Source organism: Pseudomonas siliginis, assembly GCF_024072275.1.
In the GTDB taxonomy this organism is placed as follows: Bacteria; Pseudomonadota; Gammaproteobacteria; order Pseudomonadales; family Pseudomonadaceae; genus Aquipseudomonas; species Aquipseudomonas siliginis.
Genome location: NZ_CP099598.1, coordinates 53,913 through 73,940 on the forward strand (window position 1 = coordinate 53,913; position 20,028 = coordinate 73,940).

General features: G+C 60.9%; 19 protein-coding genes. 10 read left to right on the forward strand and 9 right to left on the reverse strand.

The genetic code is table 11. The features are described 5' to 3' along the window. Nucleotides 1–39 precede the first annotated feature (39 nt). The 6 genes from NF676_RS00825 to NF676_RS00850 all read right to left on the reverse strand — a co-directional run bounded on the left by NF676_RS00825 (nucleotide 40) and on the right by NF676_RS00850 (nucleotide 5,617). Nucleotides 40–822, reverse strand: coding sequence for an N-acetylmuramoyl-L-alanine amidase (locus NF676_RS00825; protein ID WP_252887073.1), 783 nt, complete (start codon nucleotides 820–822; stop codon nucleotides 40–42). A gap of 101 nt (nucleotides 823–923) precedes the next feature. Next, complete coding sequence (locus NF676_RS00830) at nucleotides 924–2,939, reverse strand: GGDEF domain-containing protein (RefSeq protein WP_095182297.1); 2,016 nt, start codon at nucleotides 2,937–2,939, stop codon at nucleotides 924–926. Continuing rightward, nucleotides 2,936–3,814, reverse strand: coding sequence for an endonuclease/exonuclease/phosphatase family protein (locus NF676_RS00835; RefSeq protein WP_024014985.1), 879 nt, complete (start codon nucleotides 3,812–3,814; stop codon nucleotides 2,936–2,938). The genes NF676_RS00830 and NF676_RS00835 overlap by 4 nt, the downstream gene beginning before the upstream one ends. A 14-nt stretch (nucleotides 3,815–3,828) precedes the next feature. Then, a complete protein-coding gene (locus tag NF676_RS00840) occupies nucleotides 3,829–4,470 on the reverse strand; it encodes a thiol:disulfide interchange protein DsbA/DsbL (protein WP_252887074.1) in 642 nt (213 codons plus the stop codon). A 199-nt stretch (nucleotides 4,471–4,669) separates the two neighbouring features. Beyond that, nucleotides 4,670–5,281: a c-type cytochrome gene (locus NF676_RS00845; RefSeq protein ID WP_041476483.1), complete on the reverse strand. Its 612-nt coding sequence runs from the start codon at nucleotides 5,279–5,281 to the stop codon at nucleotides 4,670–4,672. A 30-nt stretch (nucleotides 5,282–5,311) separates the two neighbouring features. Then, a complete protein-coding gene (locus NF676_RS00850) occupies nucleotides 5,312–5,617 on the reverse strand; it encodes a c-type cytochrome (protein ID WP_016772347.1) in 306 nt (101 codons plus the stop codon). Nucleotides 5,618–5,808: 191 nt separating this feature from the next. Between NF676_RS00850 and yihA the strand changes: the two genes are divergently transcribed. Next, nucleotides 5,809–6,453 (forward strand): ribosome biogenesis GTP-binding protein YihA/YsxC, encoded by a 645-nt coding sequence (gene yihA / locus NF676_RS00855; RefSeq protein WP_056791221.1) that lies wholly within the window; start codon nucleotides 5,809–5,811, stop codon nucleotides 6,451–6,453. A gap of 401 nt (nucleotides 6,454–6,854) precedes the next feature. On the opposite strand, the gene polA is transcribed toward yihA, so the two are convergent. Beyond that, nucleotides 6,855–9,659: a DNA polymerase I gene (polA, locus tag NF676_RS00860; RefSeq protein ID WP_252887075.1), complete on the reverse strand. Its 2,805-nt coding sequence runs from the start codon at nucleotides 9,657–9,659 to the stop codon at nucleotides 6,855–6,857. Nucleotides 9,660–9,733: 74 nt separating this feature from the next. Between polA and NF676_RS00865 the strand changes: the two genes are divergently transcribed. Beyond that, entirely contained in the window at nucleotides 9,734–10,024 is a 291-nt protein-coding gene (locus NF676_RS00865; protein WP_041476480.1) for a DUF2782 domain-containing protein, read from the forward strand. Nucleotides 10,025–10,079: 55 nt separating this feature from the next. Further along, nucleotides 10,080–11,033 (forward strand): homoserine kinase, encoded by a 954-nt coding sequence (locus NF676_RS00870; RefSeq protein ID WP_095182294.1) that lies wholly within the window; start codon nucleotides 10,080–10,082, stop codon nucleotides 11,031–11,033. Nucleotides 11,034–11,161: 128 nt separating this feature from the next. On the opposite strand, the gene NF676_RS00875 is transcribed toward NF676_RS00870, so the two are convergent. Continuing rightward, nucleotides 11,162–12,082, reverse strand: a complete 921-nt coding sequence (locus tag NF676_RS00875; RefSeq protein ID WP_252877190.1) for a zinc ABC transporter substrate-binding protein — start codon at nucleotides 12,080–12,082, stop codon at nucleotides 11,162–11,164. Between the two features lie 66 nt (nucleotides 12,083–12,148). Between NF676_RS00875 and NF676_RS00880 the strand changes: the two genes are divergently transcribed. The 4 genes from NF676_RS00880 to NF676_RS00895 are packed head-to-tail and all read left to right on the forward strand — an operon-like array spanning nucleotide 12,149 to nucleotide 14,948. Beyond that, nucleotides 12,149–12,631 (forward strand): Fur family transcriptional regulator, encoded by a 483-nt coding sequence (locus NF676_RS00880; RefSeq protein ID WP_024014990.1) that lies wholly within the window; start codon nucleotides 12,149–12,151, stop codon nucleotides 12,629–12,631. Further along, entirely contained in the window at nucleotides 12,631–13,416 is a 786-nt protein-coding gene (gene znuC / locus NF676_RS00885; protein ID WP_024014991.1) for a zinc ABC transporter ATP-binding protein ZnuC, read from the forward strand. Before NF676_RS00880 ends, znuC begins: the two co-directional genes overlap by 1 nt. Continuing rightward, nucleotides 13,409–14,197: a zinc ABC transporter permease subunit ZnuB gene (znuB, locus tag NF676_RS00890; protein ID WP_016772340.1), complete on the forward strand. Its 789-nt coding sequence runs from the start codon at nucleotides 13,409–13,411 to the stop codon at nucleotides 14,195–14,197. Before znuC ends, znuB begins: the two co-directional genes overlap by 8 nt. 37 nt (nucleotides 14,198–14,234) lie before the next feature. After that, complete coding sequence (locus NF676_RS00895) at nucleotides 14,235–14,948, forward strand: PA5502 family lipoprotein (RefSeq protein WP_150743228.1); 714 nt, start codon at nucleotides 14,235–14,237, stop codon at nucleotides 14,946–14,948. Between the two features lie 94 nt (nucleotides 14,949–15,042). On the opposite strand, the gene katE is transcribed toward NF676_RS00895, so the two are convergent. Further along, on the reverse strand, nucleotides 15,043–17,184 hold the full coding sequence (katE, locus tag NF676_RS00900) for a catalase HPII (protein ID WP_252887076.1): 2,142 nt from the start codon (nucleotides 17,182–17,184) through the stop codon (nucleotides 15,043–15,045). Between the two features lie 263 nt (nucleotides 17,185–17,447). Between katE and NF676_RS00905 the strand changes: the two genes are divergently transcribed. The 3 genes from NF676_RS00905 to NF676_RS00915 all read left to right on the forward strand — a co-directional run bounded on the left by NF676_RS00905 (nucleotide 17,448) and on the right by NF676_RS00915 (nucleotide 19,964). Next, nucleotides 17,448–18,455: a methionine ABC transporter ATP-binding protein gene (locus NF676_RS00905; protein WP_016772338.1), complete on the forward strand. Its 1,008-nt coding sequence runs from the start codon at nucleotides 17,448–17,450 to the stop codon at nucleotides 18,453–18,455. After that, complete coding sequence (locus NF676_RS00910; protein ID WP_252887077.1) at nucleotides 18,455–19,129, forward strand: methionine ABC transporter permease; 675 nt, start codon at nucleotides 18,455–18,457, stop codon at nucleotides 19,127–19,129. The genes NF676_RS00905 and NF676_RS00910 overlap by 1 nt, the downstream gene beginning before the upstream one ends. 64 nt (nucleotides 19,130–19,193) lie before the next feature. After that, nucleotides 19,194–19,964: a MetQ/NlpA family ABC transporter substrate-binding protein gene (locus NF676_RS00915; protein ID WP_252887078.1), complete on the forward strand. Its 771-nt coding sequence runs from the start codon at nucleotides 19,194–19,196 to the stop codon at nucleotides 19,962–19,964. The last annotated feature ends 64 nt before the right edge of the window (nucleotides 19,965–20,028 follow it).

Here is a 20,028-nt window from a genome sequence, read left to right on the forward strand (position 1 = left end):
GCTGATTGCGATTTCGCCCTGACCGTCGGGCGGGCGTCATTATTTTGTCTGATTGAGGACCAGAAGAAGTGCCGCGGTTTGCGCATCCGGCGTCCCGTCGAAGCGAGCAGGGCGGTAATGCATCTGGAACGCGGCGAGGACGTGGCGCGTGGCGACGTCCAGCTCGCCGGTCTGCGGCGTGTCGTAACCCAGGCGCGCAAGTTGCGCCTGGAACCAGCCTGGTTCCGGCAGCGGACTGCTGTTGAACACGGCTTGCTGACGCGCTACCGCTTGCTCGTTCGGCCACAGTCCCAAGCCTTCATCAGCGAGACGTTTCCACGGAAACAATGGCCCCGGATCAAGCTTGCGCAGCGGCGCGATGTCGCTGTGACCGATGATGTGCCGCGGGCTGATGCCGTTGCGCTTGCTGATGTCCTTGAGCAGGGTGATCAACGATTCGATCTGCGCTTCGCTGTACGGATACCACAGGCGCCCGGTCGGGGTGTCCTTGTAGCCGGGATTGACGATTTCGATGCCGATGGAGCTGGAGTTCAACCAGGTGCGGCCCTGCCATTGACTCTCGCCGGCGTGCCAGGCCCGTTGGTTTTCGTCCATCAGCTTGTAGATTGTGGCGTTGTTGTCATCGCCGATCAGGTAATGGCTGCTGACGTCGCCATGGGTCAGCAATTGCAGCGAACGCTCCAGCGACGCCGAGGTGTAATGCACCACAACGAACTGGATGCGACTGTCGTAATTGGCCGAAGGGTGGCTGGTGTCGTAACGCGGGCCGCTGGCGCAACCAGCGAGGACGAACAGCGAGGCAACAAGGGCAAAGAATTTCATGGCAGAGGACAATACGCAGAAGACAGTAATGCAACAGTGTAACGTACCGGTTTGGCCAGCGTCCGCCAGCGGGCGGAATTAAACAAAATGGAACAATTGCCTTAGCCGAGCTCCACTCGGTTGCGTCCGGCGTTTTTTGCCCGATACAGCGCCTGATCGGCTCTTTTCAACACTAGATCGCTGTGTTCTCCGACCTTGAACGATGCCAGTCCCATGGAAATCGTAATGGTCACTCGCTCGCCCTTGAAATGAAACGGGCAGGCTTCGATCGCCGCGCGCAGGGTTTCCAGCAGTTTTGCGCCAACCGCTGGCGGCGTCGCCGGCAGCAACAGCACAAACTCTTCACCGCCGAAACGGGCGATGAAATCCGAGCCGCGCAGGCGCTTGCGCAGCACTGTGGCGATGATCTTCAGGACTTTGTCGCCGGCCAGGTGGCCGTAGCTGTCGTTGATGCGCTTGAAATGATCGAGGTCGAGCATGGCCAGGCTAAGGGTGTTGCCGTGCTGCTGCCATTGCTGGATTTCATGCTCCAGGCGTTCACTCCACGCCGCGCGGTTAGGCAGGCCGGTCAACGGATCGATCAGGGCTTTCTGCCGCTGCTCTTCAAGATGTTCACGGAAGCCCATGGCTTCCTGCTCCATATGCGCCACGCGCTCCGACAGGCTCTTCAACCTGGCGGCGACTTCCTGCTCGCGGGCGTCGCGCTGCTTCTGGTGCTGATCCATCGTTCCCAGCAGGCCTTCCAGATGATTCTCCAGCACATGCTTGAGGTCATCGAGGTCGGCTGCTTGCTGGACGCTGCTCTGCAAGCCGTCGACCTGCTCGCGAATCTGCGTGTCCATGGCCCGCGCCGCCGAGCTGTTGTCGGCATGCCCTTCGCTGGCCGCTTGCAGGTTGCTCTGGAACGCTTCAAGGCGTTCGTTGAGCTGTTGCAGATAGGCTTCGAATTCGTGCTGACCGCTATCGGTAATCGCCAGCATCAAGGTTGCGAGATCGTCGAGGATCGGTAGCAGCTCGTACCAGTTCAGTCCGTGTTTGAGCCGTTCGCGCATGGCTTCGGCTTGCGGCCGGTGGCGCTCGGGCAGGGTCAGGTCGTCGAGCAGGCCGATCAGCGTGTCTTCGATGTGTCTGGCCACGGAGCTGTAGGACGGCTCCGGGGAATCCGGCAGAGCGAAGAGGATGTCGTGTTCCGACTGCTCCGGGTCGATAGCGGCCAATGCTTGAGCGATTGGCTCGGGCAAGGGCAGGCTGTCGAGGAGCAGCGGCGAGGGATCGCCGGGGTGGATCAATTCATCGGGGTTGAACGCCTCGGTTGCTGGCGCAGCGACGGTCATCTCGGCGTCCGCGGCGGGTTCAACTTGCGCTGGCTCGGCTTCAACGACGACCACAGGCGCAGCGAACGCAACGACTTGCGGCTCATCAGGCGGCGTCTGGGCGGACGTTTCGATGATGGTCTCGGGCGCTGCGATCGCTGGCTCCGCGTTGGCCACCGGTGCCGATTGCGCAGGCTCCGGTTCAGGCTGCTGAGCTTCGACCAGCTGCGGCACTGGTGTTGCTGGTATGTCGGCCGCCGGTGCAACGGTTTCTTCACTGTCGCGACTACCAAACAAACGCTGCAACAACCCCGGCCGACCCGGCTCGGCAGGCGTCTCCAACTGACTCAAGGCCTTGCCCTGCAAGCCACTGAGCTCGCTCAGCAGCAGTGGCATTTCCCGCGCCTGACCGACGCGGCTGTCCAGTTGTTTGGCGAATTTCTTCAGCGGTTGCGCGACTTCGCGCGGCAATGGCAAAGCCTGCAACTGGGTGACCAGCGCGGTCAGCGCGGTGCTGACCTGATCGATGCGGGTCTCGCGGCGCTGCTCGGAGTCGAGCACGGCTTTTTCCAGGCGCGGCAGCAGGGCGGCGAGGCCAGCGTCCATGTCATCGGTACGCACGACTTCGCGCATTTCTTTCATGCACTGATCGACAGCCTTGTCGGTGCCTTCGGCCGCCAGCGTGCTGCGCACCAGACCGCGCCGCAGCAGGTCGAGTCGCGCGGCCCAGCGGCGTTCGAGCTTGTCCTGCTGTTCGATGCTCTTGAGGTACTTCTCTTTCCAGCGCTGGGCGTCGTCGCTCATTCACAGGTTCCGCGAGGGGCAGGGCTCAACGCGGGCAATGCGTCGGCCGTGAGCGAACCCGGCAGACGAATTTCCACCGCGACCGGCAGGTGATCGGAAATGGGCTGGGCCAGTACCTCGACCTTTTCCAGGGTCAGGGTCGGGCTGAGCAGAATATGATCAAGGCAACGCTGTGGGCGCCAGCTGGGGAAGGTCGCTTCCACCTGCGGGGCCAGCAGGCCGAGATCGCGTAATGGCGAGTGTTCGAGCAGGTCGCTGGCATGGGTATTCATGTCGCCCATCAGCACCTGATGCTTGTAACCGCTGATCAAATCACGAATGTAGGCCAGTTGCAGGCTGCGGGTCCGCGCGCCGAGGGCCAGGTGCATCATCACCACCACCAGCGCTTCCGGACCTTCGCCGAAGCGCAGCAGGATCGCGCCGCGACCTTTCGGGCCGGGCAGCGGATGATCCTCGATCGCCCACGGCTTCAGGCGACTGAGCACGCCATTGCTGTGCTGGGCCAGTCGACCGAGGTTGCGATTGAGTTGTTGATACCAGTAGGGAAAGGCGCCGAGATGGGCCAGATGTTCGACCTGATTGACGTAGCCCGAACGCAGGCTGCCGCCATCGGCTTCCTGCAGGGCGACCAGATCGAAGTCGCCGAGCAGGTCACCGATCTTCTGTAGATTGCCGGAACGCCCGGTGTGCGGCAGCAGATGCTGCCAGCTGCGGGTCAGATAATGCCGGTAGCGCTCGGTGCTGATGCCGACCTGAATGTTGAAACTGAGCAAGCGCAGACGCTGGTCTGCGGGCAGGCCCGTAGACGCCAGATGATGCTCGTTGACCTGCGGATCATGCAGGCCAACGATGCGTTCGGACTTCCAGCGGCGCATGGCGAATGCCGCGCTTAGTTGGCAGCAGCCTTGTTCGCCGCTCGCTCTTTGGCGACCAGATCGTCAGCCAGCTTCAATGCTTGCTCGGCACCGCCGGCAGAGCCGATGTCGAAGCGGTATTTACCATTGACGATCATGGTTGGCACGCCAGTGATTTCGTACTTCTTCGCCAGCTCACGGGCCTTGACGATCTGGCCTTTGATAGCAAACGAGTCGAAAGTGGCGAGGAACTTGTCCTTGTCCACGCCTTGAGTGGCGAGGAAGTCAGCCATGTCATTCTTGTCGGTGAGCTTCTTGTGTTCTTTCTGGATCGCGTTGAACACGGCGTTGTGCACCTGGTGCTCGACACCCATGGCTTCCAGAGTCAGGAACATCTGGCCGTGAGCGTCCCATGGGCCGCCGAACATGGCGGGAATGCGCACGAAGTTGACGTCGGACGGCAGTTTTTCAACCCATGGATTGATCACTGGCTCAAAAGCGTAGCAATGCGGGCAGCCGTACCAGAACAGCTCGACCACTTCGATCTTGCCAGGCTTTGCAACCGGCACCGGATTGGCCAGTTCGACATAAGGGGCGGCAGGGGCTTCAGCGGCCTGGGCGGTGATGCCGAACAGGCTGGCAGCGACGAGGGCGGCGCTGATGATCAGATTACGCATGCTTTACTCCTGAACAATTTGGGTCGCCTCGCTCGACCTGTTGCGACACAGATCCTGGCGGGCATGAGTGCTGTAGTGTAACGGCAGCGGCCACAAAAAAGGGCGGCCAAAGCCACCCTTTTTATACTTGCTGCGAAGGATTAATCGAGCGTTAACGTGGCAGGCGTTACGCGCCTCGTGCAACCCTCGAATCAGGGTCTCAGTGCAAGCCCTGGATGTAGCTGGAAACCGCAGCGATGTCTTCGTCGCTCAGCTTGCGCGCGATGGTGCGCATGGTCATTGCGTCGCCGTCGTTGGCGCGACCGCCTTCTTCCTTGCGGAAATCGGTCAGTTGCTTGGCGATGTATTGAGCATGCTGGCCACCCAGATGCGGGAAGCCTGCTGCAGCATTGCCGGCACCGTTCGGCGAATGGCAGCCGGTGCAGGCTGGCAGGCCTTTTTCCAGGTTGCCGCCACGGAACAGCGCTTCACCGCGAGCGACGATCTTCGGATCGGCGGCGCCGACGCTGCCTTTCTGGCTGGCGAAGTACGCAGCGATGTCGGCCAGATCCTGGTCATTCAGGTTGGTCAGCAGCCCGGTCATTTCCAGCACTACGCGCTTGCCCGACTTGATGTCGTGCAATTGCTTGTCGAGGTAGCGTTCACCTTGACCTGCCAGTTTCGGAAAGTTTGGCGCCATGCTGTTGCCGTCCGGGCCATGGCAGGCTCCGCACACGGCAGCTTTGGCCTGGCCTGCTGCGGCATCGCCGGCAGCATGGGCGATACCTGAAATTCCCACGGTCAACAGCAGACTCACGATCAATTTGTTCATCAGCTAATCCAACTACGGCTAAGGGTTAAGTTATGGACCGGGCTTACTCTCGCTCATCCACAGGATGATGGCCTGGTAATCCTCGGCACTGCAGTCCATGCACAAACCACGCGGCGGCATCGCCTTGAAACCCTGGGTCACGTGTTGCACCAGCGTCCCCATACCTTTCGCCAACCTCGGCGTCCAAGCTTCCTGATCGCCTCTTGCGGGCGCCATGGGTAGTTGGCCGGAATGACAGGCACCACAAACACGGTTGTACACGGCTTCCGGATCCTGTGTAGCCTGTGCGCTGTAAAGCGGCATCAAGACTCCGGCAGCCAGCAGCCATTTCGTCATAAAACGACCTTTTCAGGGTTGAGAGCGTTCTGCGTTCTAATGCGCAATCAAAGTCTGTCGCTCTCGTGAGCTTCATCCTTCGCTGGGACAAAGCACACACAAAATCTGCGGCATTATATACTGGCGTCACTGAAACGGAAGCGACACCGCGTTCCGCGCCCAATCCCGGCGCCGCCCACATCGGAAATCCCATGCAACTCAAGAATCCCATCCTCGGCCTGTGCCAACAGTCCACATTCATGCTCAGTGCCGCCAAAGTCGATCAATGCCCTGACGACGAAGGCTTCGAAGTGGCGTTTGCCGGTCGTTCCAACGCCGGCAAATCCAGCGCGCTGAACACCCTGACCCACGCCAGCCTGGCGCGCACCTCGAAAACTCCGGGTCGCACACAGCTGTTGAACTTCTTCAAGCTAGACGATGATCGCCGTCTGGTCGACCTGCCGGGCTACGGTTATGCAAAAGTACCGATCCCGCTCAAGCAGCACTGGCAGCGCCACCTTGAGGCTTACCTCGGTGGTCGGGAGAGTCTGAAAGGTCTGATTCTGATGATGGACATCCGCCATCCGATGACCGACTTCGACCTGCTGATGCTCGACTGGGCCGTCGCCGCTGGCATGCCGATGCACATCCTGCTGACCAAAGCCGACAAACTCACCTACGGCGCAGCCAAGAACACCCTGCTGAAAGTACAGTCGGAAATCCGCAAAGGCTGGGGCGACTCGATCACCATCCAGTTGTTCTCCGCACCAAAACGCATGGGCCTGGAAGAGGCCTACACCGTATTGGCCGACTGGATGGAACTGGCAGACAAAAACACCGAGGCGGCAGCCGAGTAAGACAATTTCAAAACTGACTGTGGTGCTGTCAGGCAAGGCGAAAGCACCGCTAAAAAGCGGAGTTTAGGGTACCTAAATGAGCATTTTTAGCGGTGCTTTTAACGCAGCATGACGGCATCACAGCCAGTTTTGGGGCAAAAAAAGCCCCGGACTTCATTGGGGAGGGAGAAGTTCCGGGGTTCAAGTTCCGAACCGCTAGGGCGGGGTTCAGATATCTGCCAACACTTAACACAACATAGGAGCATCGAAGGGCTTCACCAGCCATTCAGTATCTCTGAGTGTTCGGTCGACAGATTAGTTCAGATTTTTTTCAAAAAGCTTTGGAATAGCCTCAAGCATTTATCGTTCTAAGCCGGTTTACGGGACTTGCCGCGACGTCGCGTCGCGGCACCTTTACAAACTCAGTGCGCCTCATCCCAGTTGTTGCCCACGCCAACTTCCACCAGCAGCGGCACATCCAGTTTCGCCGCTTCGCTCATGTGCGTACGAATTTCGGCACTGACCTGCTCGACCAGATCCTCGCGAACCTCCAGCACCAGTTCGTCGTGCACTTGCAGGATGACCCGGGCATCCAGCCCCGACGTGGCCAGCCAGTTATCCACAGCCACCATCGCTTTCTTGATGATGTCCGCTGCCGTGCCCTGCATCGGCGCGTTGATCGCTGTGCGTTCTGCAGCGGCGCGTTCCTGCGGCTTGTTCGAGTTGATCTCCGGCAAGTACAGGCGACGACCGAAGAAAGTTTCGACGTAACCCTGATCCGCCGCTTGCGCGCGGGTACGCTCCATGTATTCGCGCACGCCTGGATAACGGGCGAAGTAGGTGTCGATGTAAGCCTTGGCGGTCTTGGTGTCGACGCCGATGTCCTTGCCGAGCTTCTGCGCGCCCATGCCGTAGATCAGACCGAAGTTGATCGCCTTGGCGCTGCGGCGCTGGTCCGAGGTCACTTGATCAAGCTCGACCTTGAATACTTCGGCAGCGGTTGCAGTGTGCACGTCGAGATTGTTGCGAAAGGCGTTCATCAGGCCTTCGTCGCGGGACAGGTGGGCCATGATCCGCAGTTCGATCTGCGAATAGTCCGCCGCCAGCAGTTTGTAACCCTTCGGTGCGACGAACGCCTGACGAATGCGTCGGCCTTCGGCGGTGCGCACCGGAATGTTCTGCAGGTTCGGATCACTGGAAGACAGGCGCCCGGTCGAAGCCACGGCCTGATGATACGAGGTGTGGATGCGCCCGGTGCGCGGGTTGATCTGTTCGGGCAGGCGATCGGTGTAGGTGCTTTTCAGCTTGCTCATCGAACGGTGCTCCATCAGCACCTTCGGCAAGCGGTGATCGTCTTCGGCGAGTTTCGCCAGCACTTCTTCAGCGGTGGACGGCTGGCCCTTGGCGGTTTTCTTCAGCACCGGCAGGCCGAGCTTTTCATAGAGAATCACGCCCAGCTGCTTCGGCGAGCCGAGGTTGAATTCCTCTCCGGCAATTTCGAAGGCTTCACGCTCCAGCGCGACCATTTTGTTGCCCAGCTCAATGCTCTGAATGCCGAGCAGTTCGGCATCGACGAACGCGCCCTGGCGTTCGATGCGCGCCAATACCGGTACCAGTGGGATTTCGATGTCGGTCAAGACGCTGGCCAGGCTCGGAATCGCGCTGAGCTTGTCGAACAGGATCTGGTGCAGGCGCAGAGTGATGTCGGCGTCTTCGGCGGCATACGGCCCGGCCTGTTCCAGAGCGATCTGGTCGAAGGTCAGTTGCTTGGCACCTTTGCCTGCGATGTCCTGGAAGCTCACCGTGGTGTGGTCAAGGTACTTCTGCGCGAGGCTGTCCATGTCGTGACGGGTCGCGGTGGAATTGAGTACGTAGGACTCGAGCATGGTGTCGAAGGCGATGCCGCGCACGCTGATGCCTTCACTCTGATCGCCGCCAATGGCGCAGTTGGCCAGAATGTTCATGTCGAACTTGGCGTGCTGGCCAACCTTGAGTTTGCTCGGGTCTTCCAGAATCGGCTTGAGTGCCCGCAGCACGGTGTCGCGATCCAGCTGCTCCGGCACGCCGATGTAGGAGTGGGTCAGCGGGATGTACGCAGCTTCGTTGGCCTGTACGGCGAACGACAGACCGACCAGTTGCGCTCGCTGCGCGTCGATGCCGGTGGTCTCAGTGTCGAAGGCGATCAGTTTGGCGTTGCGCAGTTTTTCCAGCCAGACGTCGAAGCGAGCCTGATCGAGGATGGTTTCGTACGCGGCCTCGGCAGGGGCAACAGGTGCCTCGGCTTGCGGGGCGCTGAACAGATCATGGGCGGGCGCAGGTTCGGCCGCCGCACTCAGTTCCAGACGCTTGGCATCGCGATCCAGATCATTGAGCCAGCTCTTGAATTCCAGCAGGGTGTACAGCTCGTAGAGTTTGGCCGGATCTTCCTGGCCCATCTGCAGATCATCGAGGCCGATATCCAGCGGCACGTCGACCTTGATGGTCGCCAGTTGATAGGACAGGAAAGCCATTTCCCGATGCTCTTCGAGCTTGGCCGGCAAGGTTTTTGCGCCACGGATCGGCAGGGTCGGCACGATGTCGAGGTTGGCGTACAGCTCGGTCAGACCGCCGTTGACGCCGACCAACAGGCCGGACGCCGTCTTCGGGCCGATGCCCGGCACGCCCGGAATGTTGTCGGAGGAATCGCCCATCAGTGCCAGATAATCGATGATCTGCTCCGGTGCGACGCCAAATTTCTCCTTCACGCCTTCCACATCCATCGAGCTACCGGACATGGTGTTGACCAAGGTAATGTGGCCGTCGACCAGTTGCGCCATGTCCTTGTCACCGGTGGAAATGATCACCGGGCGATCGGCCGCCGCACTGCTGCGGGCGAGGGTGCCGATCACGTCGTCAGCCTCGACGCCGTCGACGCACAGCAGCGGGAAGCCGAGGGCGATCACGCTCTGGTGCAGCGGCTCGATCTGCACGCGCATGTCATCGGGCATGCTCGGCCGGTTGGCCTTGTATTCGGCGTACATCTCGTCACGAAATGTTCCGCCCTTGGCGTCGAACACCACGGCGAAGGGGCTGTCCGGGTACTGCTTGCGCAGACTCTTGAGCATGTTCAGCACGCCTTTGACCGCACCGGTCGGCAGGCCTTTGGACGTGGTCAGTGGTGGCAGTGCATGAAAGGCGCGGTACAGGTAAGACGAACCGTCCACCAGGACGAGGGGGGCTTGGCTCATGAGCAGGATCAACCTTTTCGGCGGGTCCGGCGCTAGAATAGCGGGACCGTTGACGACAAAGGGACAAGGTTATCATGCGTACGTTAAATCGCTTGCTGCTGGTCGGGTTGATCGCTGTCTCACCACTGGCCGCGATTGCGGCGGATGATGCGCCGGGCGGCGACCCCGAGGTCACCATCCGCACGGAGGGCGACAAGACTATTCAGGAGTACCGTCAGAACGGTTTCCTGTATGCGATCAAGGTCACGCCGAAGGGCGCGCCGCCGTACTTTCTGGTGCGCGCCGACGGAACGGATGCCAACTTCATCCGCTCGGACCAGCCGGATATGCTGATCCCGTCATGGAAGATCTTCGAATGGAAGTAGGTTTTTAATTCACTTGTGGCGCCGCCGTTGCGGCGCCCGTACTGGCAGTCAAGACATGTCTGTGTTCACTCCCCTGGCTCGGCCCGAGCTGGAAACCTTTCTCGCCCCTTACGGGCTCGGCCGCCTGCTCGATTTCCAGGGGATCGCCGCCGGCAGCGAAAACACCAATTTCTTCATCAGTCTGGAGCAGGGCGAGTTTGTCCTGACCCTGGTCGAACGCGGCCCGGTGCAGGAGATGCCGTTCTTCATCGACCTGCTCGACGTGCTGCACGAAGCCGAACTGCCGGTGCCTTACGCCCTGCGCACCACCGACGGCTTGGCCCTGCGTGAGCTCAAAGGCAAACCGGCGCTGCTGCAACCGCGTCTGTCGGGCAAGCACATCAAGGTCGCCAACGCCCAGCATTGCGCGCAGGTCGGCGAGTTGCAGGCGCATCTGCATCTGGCAACCCAGGGCGAGCGCATGATCAAGCGCAAGACCGATCGCGGCCTGGACTGGATGCTGGAGGAGGGCACTGAATTTCTCTCGCACCTGAGCGATGAGCCGCGTGCCTTGCTGCAAAAGGCGCTGGATGAGATCACCGAGCGCAAAGAGAAGATTCTTGCGCTACCTCGCGCCAATATTCACGCCGATCTGTTCCGCGACAACGCCATGTTCGAAGGCACCCATCTGACCGGGTTGATCGACTTCTACAACGCCTGCTCGGGGCCGATGCTGTACGACGTGGCGATCGCGTTGAATGACTGGTGTTCGGACGAGGAGGGCGTGATCGATGGCCCGCGCGCCCGGGCATTCCTCGGTGCCTACGCGGCGCTGCGCCCGTTCACGGCGGCGGAGGCTGAGCTCTGGCCAACGATGTTGCGTGTGGCTTGTGTGCGGTTCTGGCTGTCACGCCTGATCGCCGCCGAGCAGTTCGCCGGGCAGGACGTGTTGATTCACGATCCGCAGGAATTCGAGCAGCGCCTGGCGCAGCGGCAGAAGGTCAATACACCGTTGCCCTTCGCCCTCTGAGTAGATTCGCCAAGCAAACACGAACCTGTGGGAGCGAGCCTGCTCGCGAAGGCGGCGGCCCGTTCAGCATTTTTGCTGACTGACCAACCGCTTTCGCGAGCAGGCTCGCTCCCACAAGGTTTGTGTTGTTACAGCGACTCCAGGCACCCGGCCAGATCATTGCCGAGTTTTTCCAGCACCTGCTCATAGCCCTGAGCCGTCGCCGGCGTATAACCACCCAACGCATCCAGCTCGGCGAGTTTCACCGGCAAACCGGCCACCAGGGTTTCCGCTAGGCGCGGACGCAACGGCGGTTCGCTGAACACACAGGTCTTGCCTACTTCCTGCAAACGCTTGCGCATCGCCGCGACATGCTGGGCGCCGGGCTGTACTTCGGCGGCCACCGCGAACACCCCGGCGTGCTTCAGGCCGTAAGCGTCTTCGAAATAATCAAACGCCTCATGAAACACGAAGTACGGCTTGCCTTCGACATTGGCCAGACGCTTCTTCAAGCGCTGATCCAGCGCATCCAGACGTTCATCGAAGGCTTTGGCATTGCTCTGATAGCGCTGGGCATTGGCCGGGTCGGCGGCGCTGAGGTCGGCGGCCATTTTGTCAGCGATCACCCGCGCGTTGGCCGGTGACAACCACAGGTGTGCGTCCAGCGAGCCGGGGCGATGGTCGTGATCATGCTCATCGGCCTCTTCGGCGTGGGAATGGTTGTCCGCGCCGAAATGCCGCAGCTTGAGCCCCGGCAGATCCTGCACGGCGACGCTCGGCAGGCTGCGACCGCCGAGTACGCGCGGCAGGAAACCTTCCATGTCCGGGCCGATCCAGTAGAGCAGATCGACTGACTGCACCTTCCGTACGTCGGATGGGCGCAGGGCGTAATTGTGTGGGGAGGCACCCGGCGGCAGCAGCACCTCGGGAATCGCCACGCCGTCCTGCACGGCAGCGGCAATCAGCTGCAACGGTTTGATACTGGTGAGCACTTTGACCTCGGCCTGGGCCGTACCGATCAGCAGAAAACTGGCAACACAAGCCACAAAAACAGAAAAAAGTCGGGACACGATGACCACTCAAGGAAGCGAGAACGGGTAACATAATAACGTCTCCAGCAAATCTCGTCGCCGCTCATGCCTATTACACCGATTGCCAGCCGTCCCCACGACCACTCCCATTGCGTGCACAGCGCTCTGTCCGAGGCCGATACCTTGTGCGCGCAGAAAGGTTTGCGTCTGACTGCCCTGCGCCGCCGCGTGCTGGAACTGGTCTGGCAGAGTCACAAGCCGCTGGGTGCCTACGACATCCTTGCGGTGCTCAGCGAGCAGGACGGCCGCCGCGCAGCGCCGCCTACGGTGTACCGCGCACTGGATTTCCTGCTCGAAAACGGCCTGGTCCATCGCATCTCGTCGCTCAACGCCTTCGTTGGCTGCGTGCATCCTGAACACGCGCATCAAGGCCAGTTCCTGATCTGCCGCGAGTGCCACGCCGCCATCGAACTTGAGCAAAAAGTGATCAGCGACGCGATCATCAGCAGCGCCAAAGATGTCGGTTTCATCGTCGAAGCGCAGACGGTCGAAGTTGTTGGTCTGTGCGCCGGTTGCCAGGGGGCCTGATGAGCAACGCGCTGATCCGTCTGGAGCAGGTCGCCGTCACGTTTGCCGGGCAGACCGTGCTGGACAACATCGAGCTGAGCGTCGAGCCGGGGCAGATCGTCACCCTGATCGGCCCCAATGGCGCCGGCAAGACCACGCTGGTACGCGCCGTGCTCGGGCTGTTGAAGCCGAACAGTGGCAGCGTCTGGCGCAAGCCGAAATTGCGCGTCGGCTACATGCCGCAGAAGCTGCATGTCGACCCGACGCTGCCGCTGTCAGTGCTGCGCTTCCTGCGCCTGGTGCCTGGCGTCGATCGTTCGCGTGCCTTGGCCGCGTTGAAGGAAGTCGGCGCCGAACACGTGATCGACAGCCCGGTGCAGAGCGTTTCCGGCGGCGAAATGCAGCGTGTGCTGTTGGCTCGGGCACTGCTGCGTGAGCCGGAACTGTTGGTGCTGGATGAACCGGTGCAGGGCGTCGACGTGGCCGGGCAGGCCGAGCTGTACAGCCTGATCACCCGTCTGCGTGACCGCCACGGTTGCGGCGTGCTCATGGTGTCCCACGATTTGCATCTGGTGATGAGCACTACCGATCAGGTGGTCTGCCTCAACCGCCACGTCTGCTGCTCCGGGCACCCCGAGCAGGTCAGCGGCGATCCGGCATTTGTCGAGTTGTTCGGCAAGAATGCGCCGAGTCTGGCGATCTATCACCACCATCACGACCACGCCCACGACCTGCACGGTTCGGTGGTCAAAGGCCCGCTCGGCGGGCAACCTCATGTTCATGGAGACGGCTGCAAGCATGGCTGATTTTCTTTTGTATGCCCTGCTTGCAGGTCTGGCCCTGGCGCTGGTGGCCGGACCGCTCGGCTCATTTGTGGTGTGGCGGCGCATGGCCTATTTCGGCGATACCCTGTCCCACGCCGCATTGCTCGGCGTGGCACTGGGCTTTTTGCTGGACGTCAGCCCGACGGTGGCGGTGACGGTCGGTTGCCTGCTGCTGGCGGTGCTCTTGGTGACGCTGCAACAGCGTCAGCCACTGGCATCCGACACACTATTGGGAATTCTTGCACCGAGCACCCTCTCTCTCGGCCTGGTGGTACTAAGCTTCATGCATGAAGTGCGGATCGACCTGATGGCCTATCTGTTCGGCGACTTGCTGGCAATCAGTCCGAGCGATCTTGCGTGGATTCTCGGTGGCACCGCGGCGGTGCTGGTGTTGCTGGTGACGCTGTGGCGACCGCTGCTGGCGGTCACCGTGCACGAAGAACTGGCGCGGGTCGAAGGCTTGCCGGTTGCGGGTTTGCGCTTGGCGCTGATGCTGTTGATCGCGGTGGTGATCGCCGTGGCGATGAAAATCGTCGGGGTGTTGCTGATTACATCGCTACTGATCATCCCGGCGGCTGCGGCACAGCGTCACGCCCGTTCGCCGGAGCAGATGGCCTTGGGCGCGAGCCTGCTGGGCATGCTCGCGGTGTGCGGCGGGCTGGCGTTGTCGTGGTTCAAGGACACCCCGGCGGGGCCGTCTATCGTTGTGACGGCAGCCGCGCTGTTTCTGTTGAGTTTTGTTCTGCCCCGTCGTGGGGTGTAGACTTGGCCGCTTTTTGCGCAATTAGAGAGTCGCAGGAATGAAGCCGTTCGCCTCCCGTTATCTGCTCCTTGTCGCATTTTCAGTGCTGCTGGGCGCCTGCCAAAGCACGCCGCCGGTGGCTGAAGTCCCCGATGCGCGGGCTACGGCCATCGCGCAGCTGGAGCAAAGCCTGGCCAGCAGCGAACTGGCCACCGCCGAAGACCAGTTGGCCACGTTGCAGGCCGCGACCCCCAACGATCAATCCCTTGAGCAGTACCAGCGGCAGCTGGCCGAAGCGTACCTGCGCCGCAGCCAGATCGTCCTGCAAAAAGGCGATGTCAACGCTGCCGCCACCGCGCTCAGCCGCGCCCGTGCTCTGATGCCCAAGGCGCCAGCGCTGACCGGCGGCGTCAACGGCGCGATCACCGAAGCGCGCAAGGCCGAGCTGGAAAAGGCCGAGGCCGCGTTGCTGGCTGCCGAAGCCAGGCCGAAAGCCAAGGTCATCGACCCGACCGCCGAGAGCACCACTGTTGCGTTGAACATCGGTGATATTCACAAGCTGCAACGACAACTCGATGCTATCGCCGCCGATGTGGTGAATTACGAATGCGCCGTCAGCATCCAGGCGCCGCGCACCGCGGATTATCCGTGGCTGGCGACGTTGCTGAGCAAGCGAGTAAAGAAGCTCGATCCTGATTTTGATTTGCAGATCGAGAAGCAGATCTTGCGCACGGTTCCGGCGCAGATGGTTTTAAGTCCGCGCAAGCCATAAAAAGCTTCGCGAGCAGGCTCGCTCCCGCAGGTGCAACAGCGTACCTGTGGGAGCGAGCCTGCTCGCGAAAGCGTCCTCTCAACCAATAAAGATCTTAAGCCGGAATAGCCTTGGCCTTAGGCTCGCGCGCCCAGACCCGGTGCTCGCCGATCGCGGCGAAGAACGGTTTGGTCAACGCCCCTACATCCGCGCCCTGCAGCAGCCCAGCATCCGCATCCAGCTTCAGCAAGTCCTGCAATTGCTTGGCCTCGCCGTGCAGCGCGATCGCCTTCAGGTGCTTGTAGGCTTCGAGCAGGTAGTGCAACGCCACGCCGTCACCGCTCAACGCGGTAATCGACGCCGCGCCACCCGGTACGAACACCGCATCGAACGCAATTGAAGGCATGCCTTCCATCGACGCATCCACCGGCAATGCCTTGCCGTCAGCGGTCTTCACTGGCGCCGAGGTCGGGCCGAGCAGTTTCGCGTGGGCGCCTTCGGCTTCAAGTGCTTTCTTCATCGCATCGATGGCTGCAGCATCAACGCCGTTGGCCGCGAGAATCGCCACTTTGCGCGTCTTGATGTTGCCTGGCAGCAGGTTGGCCTGGCTCAGCGCTGGCGATTGCTCCAGCGAGGTCTTGCGCACTTCGACCGTGCCTTTGGCGGGTGCCGGCAAACCAAGGTTTTCAGCCACACGTTTGGCCAGGGTCAGGTCGATATTGGCGAGGATCTCGTTCACTTCACGGGCACGGATGAACTCACGCTCGACCTTGCCCAGCTCGAAGCTGTAGGCAGCGATGATGTGCTCTTTTTCGTGGTCGCTCATGCTGTTGAAGAACAAGCGGGCCTGGGAGAAGTGATCGCTGAACGACTCGCTGCGCTGACGGGTCTTCGCCGCATCGATGCGCTCCGGGTAGCTCTCGAAACCACCGTCCTGTGCCGCTGGCGGGGTTTCTTTTGGCCAACCGCCGTCGATCGAGTTCGGCTCGTACGAGGCACGACCCTTATCGATGGTGGTGCGGTGCTGCGCGTCACGCTGGCCGTTGTGGAACGGCGCCACCGGACGGTTGATCGGCAGCTCATGGAAGTTCGGCCCGCCGAGTCGGCTGATCTGCGTGTCGGTATAGGAAAACAGCCGACCTTGCAGCAACGGGTCATTGGAGAAGTCGATACCCGGCACGATGTGGCCAGGGCAGAAGGCGACCTGCTCGGTTTCGGCGAAGAAGTTGTCCGGGTTGCGGTTCAGGGTCATTTTGCCCAACGGCGTAATCGGGACGATTTCTTCGGGGATGATCTTGGTCGGGTCGAGGATGTCGAAGTCGAAATCGTGTTCGTTCTCTTCTTCGACGATTTGCACGCCCAGTTCCCATTCCGGGTAATCGCCCATCTCGATCGCTTCCCACAGGTCGCGGCGGTGGTAGTCGGTGTCCTTACCGGCGAGCTTCTGCGCCTCGTCCCACACCAGCGAACAGGTGCCGGCGGTAGGGCGCCAGTGGAATTTGACGAAGCGTGATTTGCCCTCGGCGTTGATCAGGCGGAAGGTGTGTACGCCAAAGCCCTGCATGCTGCGCAGGCTTTTCGGGATGGCCCGGTCGGACATCGCCCAGATGACCATGTGCGCCGATTCCGGCACCAGCGAGACGAAGTCCCAGAACGTGTCGTGAGCCGAGCCGCCGGTCGGGATTTCGTTGTGCGGCTCGGGTTTCACCGCGTGGACGAAGTCCGGGAACTTGATCGCGTCCTGAATGAAGAACACCGGCATGTTGTTGCCGACCAGGTCGAAGTTACCCTCGTCGGTAAAGAATTTCACCGCAAAGCCGCGCACGTCACGCACGGTATCGCCGGAACCCCGTGGCCCCTGCACCGTAGAAAAACGCACGAACACCGGGGTTTTCTTGCCCGGATCCTGCAGGAAACCGGCCTTGGTCAGTGCTGCATGGTTCTCGTAGGTCTGAAAGAAACCGTGGGCGCCGGTACCGCGCGCATGGACGATACGCTCCGGAATGCGCTCATGGTCAAAGTGCGTGATCTTTTCACGCATGATGAAGTCTTCCAGCAGCGATGGCCCGCGCGGCCCGGCTTTGAGGGTGTTCTGGTTGTCGGCGATCTTCACGCCCTGATTGGTCCGCAGTGCCTGACCGGTGGCGTCGGAACGGAATTCTTCCAGGCTGTCGAGCTTGGCGTTGGTGTTGGCGCGATCCGGGGTATCGGTCCCGGCCATTTCGCTTTTATCAGGTGCAGGCTTTTTGATGCTCATCAGACGTAAACTCCTCGTTTGGCCCCGGATGCCTTCCGAAGACCCTTGAGTGATTCCCGGGCACGGCACCCAGGGGTTTCAAGTCGCTTAAGTAGTGACTGATGAGCGTTTCAGCCGTTCCGTTTATCTGACCTTTGATCGCGTTATTGCCAAATTGAAGGTTAATTGCGAAATAAATGCTAAGAACCTCTATACGGACAGGCTAAAATGCGCGCCCGGCTAACCGCTGATCCTTTTCCAACGCGCCCCACAAGGTTCGCTACGTGATCGAGTTTCAAAACGTCCACAAGACTTACCGCGTTGCCGGTAAGGATATTCCCGCGCTGCACCCGACCAGTCTCGCCATCGAGAACGGTCAGGTGTTCGGCCTGATTGGCCATTCCGGTGCGGGCAAAAGTACCCTGCTGCGTCTGATCAATCGCCTGGAAGACTCCAGTGGCGGCAAGATCATCGTCGACGGCGAAGAAGTCACCGCACTGGACGCCAACGGCCTGCGCCGTTTCCGCCAGCAGGTCGGGATGATCTTCCAGCACTTCAATCTGCTCGCCTCCAAGACCGTCGCCGACAACGTGGCCCTGCCGCTGACCCTGGCCGGTGAGCTGTCGAGCAGTGAAATCAACCAACGGGTGGCCGAGCTGCTGGCGCGGGTCGGTTTGTCCGACCACGCGAAAAAGTACCCGGCGCAACTGTCCGGCGGTCAGAAGCAGCGCGTCGGCATCGCCCGTGCGCTGGCGACCAAGCCGAAGATTCTGCTGTGCGACGAGGCCACCAGCGCCCTCGACCCGCAGACCACCGCATCGGTCCTGCAACTGCTGGCAGAAATCAATCGCGAGCTGAAACTGACCATTGTCCTGATCACCCACGAAATGGACGTGATCCGTCGAGTCTGCGATCAGGTCGCGGTGATGGACGCCGGCGTGATCGTCGAGCAGGGTCCGGTGGCCGATGTGTTCCTGCATCCGCAGCACCCGACCACCAAGCGTTTCGTCCAGGAAAGCGAGCAGATTGACGAGAGCGAGCAGCGTGACGATTTCGCCCACGTGCCCGGGCGCATCGTGCGTCTGACCTTCCAGGGTGAAGCGACCTACGCGCCGTTGCTCGGCACCGTCGCCCGGGAAACCGGCGTCGACTACAGCATCCTTGCCGGTCGCATCGACCGCATCAAAGACATTCCGTACGGGCAACTGACCCTCGCTGTCACCGGTGGCGACATGGAAGCGGCGTTTGCCCGCTTCACCGCCGCTGACGTTCACATGGAGGTGTTGCGCTAATGGCCGACCTGATGAGTTTCTTCGCCAATATCGACTGGTACGAAATCTGGCTGGCGACTGGCGACACCATGCTGATGCTCGGCGGTTCGCTGTTGTTCACCGTGCTGCTCGGTCTGCCGCTGGGGGTGCTGCTGTTTCTCTGCAGCCCGCGTCAGTTGATGGAGAACCGTGGCCTCTACGCCGTGCTGTCGCTGGTGGTGAACATCTTGCGTTCGCTGCCGTTCATTATTCTGCTGATCGTGATGATCCCGTTCACCGTGCTGATCACCGGCACCTCGCTGGGTGTGGCCGGGGCGATCCCGCCGCTGGTGGTGGGCGCCACGCCGTTCTTCGCGCGTCTGGTGGAAACCGCGCTGCGCGAAGTCGATCGCGGCATCATCGAAGCGACCCAGTCGATGGGCGCGACCACGCGGCAGATCATCATGAACGCCCTGCTGCCGGAAGCCCGTCCGGGCATCTTCGCAGCGATTACGGTGACAGCGATTACACTGGTGTCCTACACGGCGATGGCCGGTGTGGTCGGCGCCGGTGGTCTGGGCGACCTGGCGATCCGTTTCGGCTACCAGCGTTTCCAGACCGACGTGATGATCGTCACCGTGGTGCTGCTGTTGATTCTGGTGCAAGTGCTGCAAATGGTTGGCGACCGCCTGGTCGTGCATTTCTCGCGCAAATAAGCGGTTTTTTAATCAAGAGGCGCGGGCCATTCGCTGGCGGGCGCCCTCACAAGGAGTTAGCTGAATGAAAAAACTGATCGCTGCTTTCGCCGCTGTTGCGGCGTTTTCGGCCCACGCCGAGACCCTGACCGTTGCCGCCACTCCGGTGCCGCACGCGGAAATCCTCGAGTTCGTCAAACCGGCCCTGGCCAAGGAAGGCGTGGATCTGAAGGTCAAGGTCTTCACCGACTACATTCAGCCGAACGTACAGGTCGCGGAAAAGCGTCTGGACGCGAACTTCTTCCAGCACCAGCCGTATCTTGATGAATTCAACAAGGCCAAGGGCACTGATCTTGTAGCCGTGACCGGTGTGCATCTGGAGCCACTGGGCGCATATTCGAGCAAGATCAAGGATCTGAAAGACCTGCCCGGCGGTGCCAACGTGGTGATCCCGAACGACGCCACCAACGGCGGCCGTGCGCTGTTGCTGCTGGACAAGGCTGGCGTGATCAAGCTCAAGGATTCGAAGAACATTCTGTCGACCGTCAAAGACATCGACGAGAATCCGAAAGACCTGAAGATCCGTGAACTGGAAGCCGCGACCATTCCGCGCGTGCTGACCCAGGTCGATCTGGCGCTGATCAACACCAACTACGCGCTGGAAGCCAAGCTTGATCCGTCCAAGGATGCGCTGGTGATCGAAGGCAACGACTCGCCATACGTAAACATCCTCGTGTCCCGCCCGGACAACAAGGACAGCGACGCGATGAAGAAACTGGCGGCTGCGCTGCACAGCCCGCAAGTGAAGCAGTTCATTACCGAGAAGTACAAAGGCGCGGTATTGCCGGCGTTCTGATTCAGGTTGCTGCAATGAAAAAGGGGCGCATTTGATGCGCCCCTTTTTTTGCCTGGAATATGAT

What these genes read in the sequence shown, in the direction of transcription:
- NF676_RS00825 (WP_252887073.1), bottom strand. Translation starts at nt 822, where the DNA reads ATGAAATTCTTTGCCCTTGTTGCCTCGCTGTTCGTCCTCGCTGGTTGC.
- NF676_RS00830 (WP_095182297.1), bottom strand. Translation starts at nt 2,939, where the DNA reads ATGAGCGACGACGCCCAGCGCTGGAAAGAGAAGTACCTCAAGAGCATC.
- NF676_RS00835 (WP_024014985.1), bottom strand. Translation starts at nt 3,814, where the DNA reads ATGCGCCGCTGGAAGTCCGAACGCATCGTTGGCCTGCATGATCCGCAG.
- NF676_RS00840 (WP_252887074.1), bottom strand. Translation starts at nt 4,470, where the DNA reads ATGCGTAATCTGATCATCAGCGCCGCCCTCGTCGCTGCCAGCCTGTTC.
- NF676_RS00845 (WP_041476483.1), bottom strand. Translation starts at nt 5,281, where the DNA reads ATGAACAAATTGATCGTGAGTCTGCTGTTGACCGTGGGAATTTCAGGT.
- NF676_RS00850 (WP_016772347.1), bottom strand. Translation starts at nt 5,617, where the DNA reads ATGACGAAATGGCTGCTGGCTGCCGGAGTCTTGATGCCGCTTTACAGC.
- yihA (WP_056791221.1), top strand. Translation starts at nt 5,809, where the DNA reads ATGCAACTCAAGAATCCCATCCTCGGCCTGTGCCAACAGTCCACATTC.
- polA (WP_252887075.1), bottom strand. Translation starts at nt 9,659, where the DNA reads ATGAGCCAAGCCCCCCTCGTCCTGGTGGACGGTTCGTCTTACCTGTAC.
- NF676_RS00865 (WP_041476480.1), top strand. Translation starts at nt 9,734, where the DNA reads ATGCGTACGTTAAATCGCTTGCTGCTGGTCGGGTTGATCGCTGTCTCA.
- NF676_RS00870 (WP_095182294.1), top strand. Translation starts at nt 10,080, where the DNA reads ATGTCTGTGTTCACTCCCCTGGCTCGGCCCGAGCTGGAAACCTTTCTC.
- NF676_RS00880 (WP_024014990.1), top strand. Translation starts at nt 12,149, where the DNA reads ATGCCTATTACACCGATTGCCAGCCGTCCCCACGACCACTCCCATTGC.
- znuC (WP_024014991.1), top strand. Translation starts at nt 12,631, where the DNA reads ATGAGCAACGCGCTGATCCGTCTGGAGCAGGTCGCCGTCACGTTTGCC.
- znuB (WP_016772340.1), top strand. Translation starts at nt 13,409, where the DNA reads ATGGCTGATTTTCTTTTGTATGCCCTGCTTGCAGGTCTGGCCCTGGCG.
- NF676_RS00895 (WP_150743228.1), top strand. Translation starts at nt 14,235, where the DNA reads ATGAAGCCGTTCGCCTCCCGTTATCTGCTCCTTGTCGCATTTTCAGTG.
- katE (WP_252887076.1), bottom strand. Translation starts at nt 17,184, where the DNA reads ATGAGCATCAAAAAGCCTGCACCTGATAAAAGCGAAATGGCCGGGACC.
- NF676_RS00910 (WP_252887077.1), top strand. Translation starts at nt 18,455, where the DNA reads ATGGCCGACCTGATGAGTTTCTTCGCCAATATCGACTGGTACGAAATC.
- NF676_RS00915 (WP_252887078.1), top strand. Translation starts at nt 19,194, where the DNA reads ATGAAAAAACTGATCGCTGCTTTCGCCGCTGTTGCGGCGTTTTCGGCC.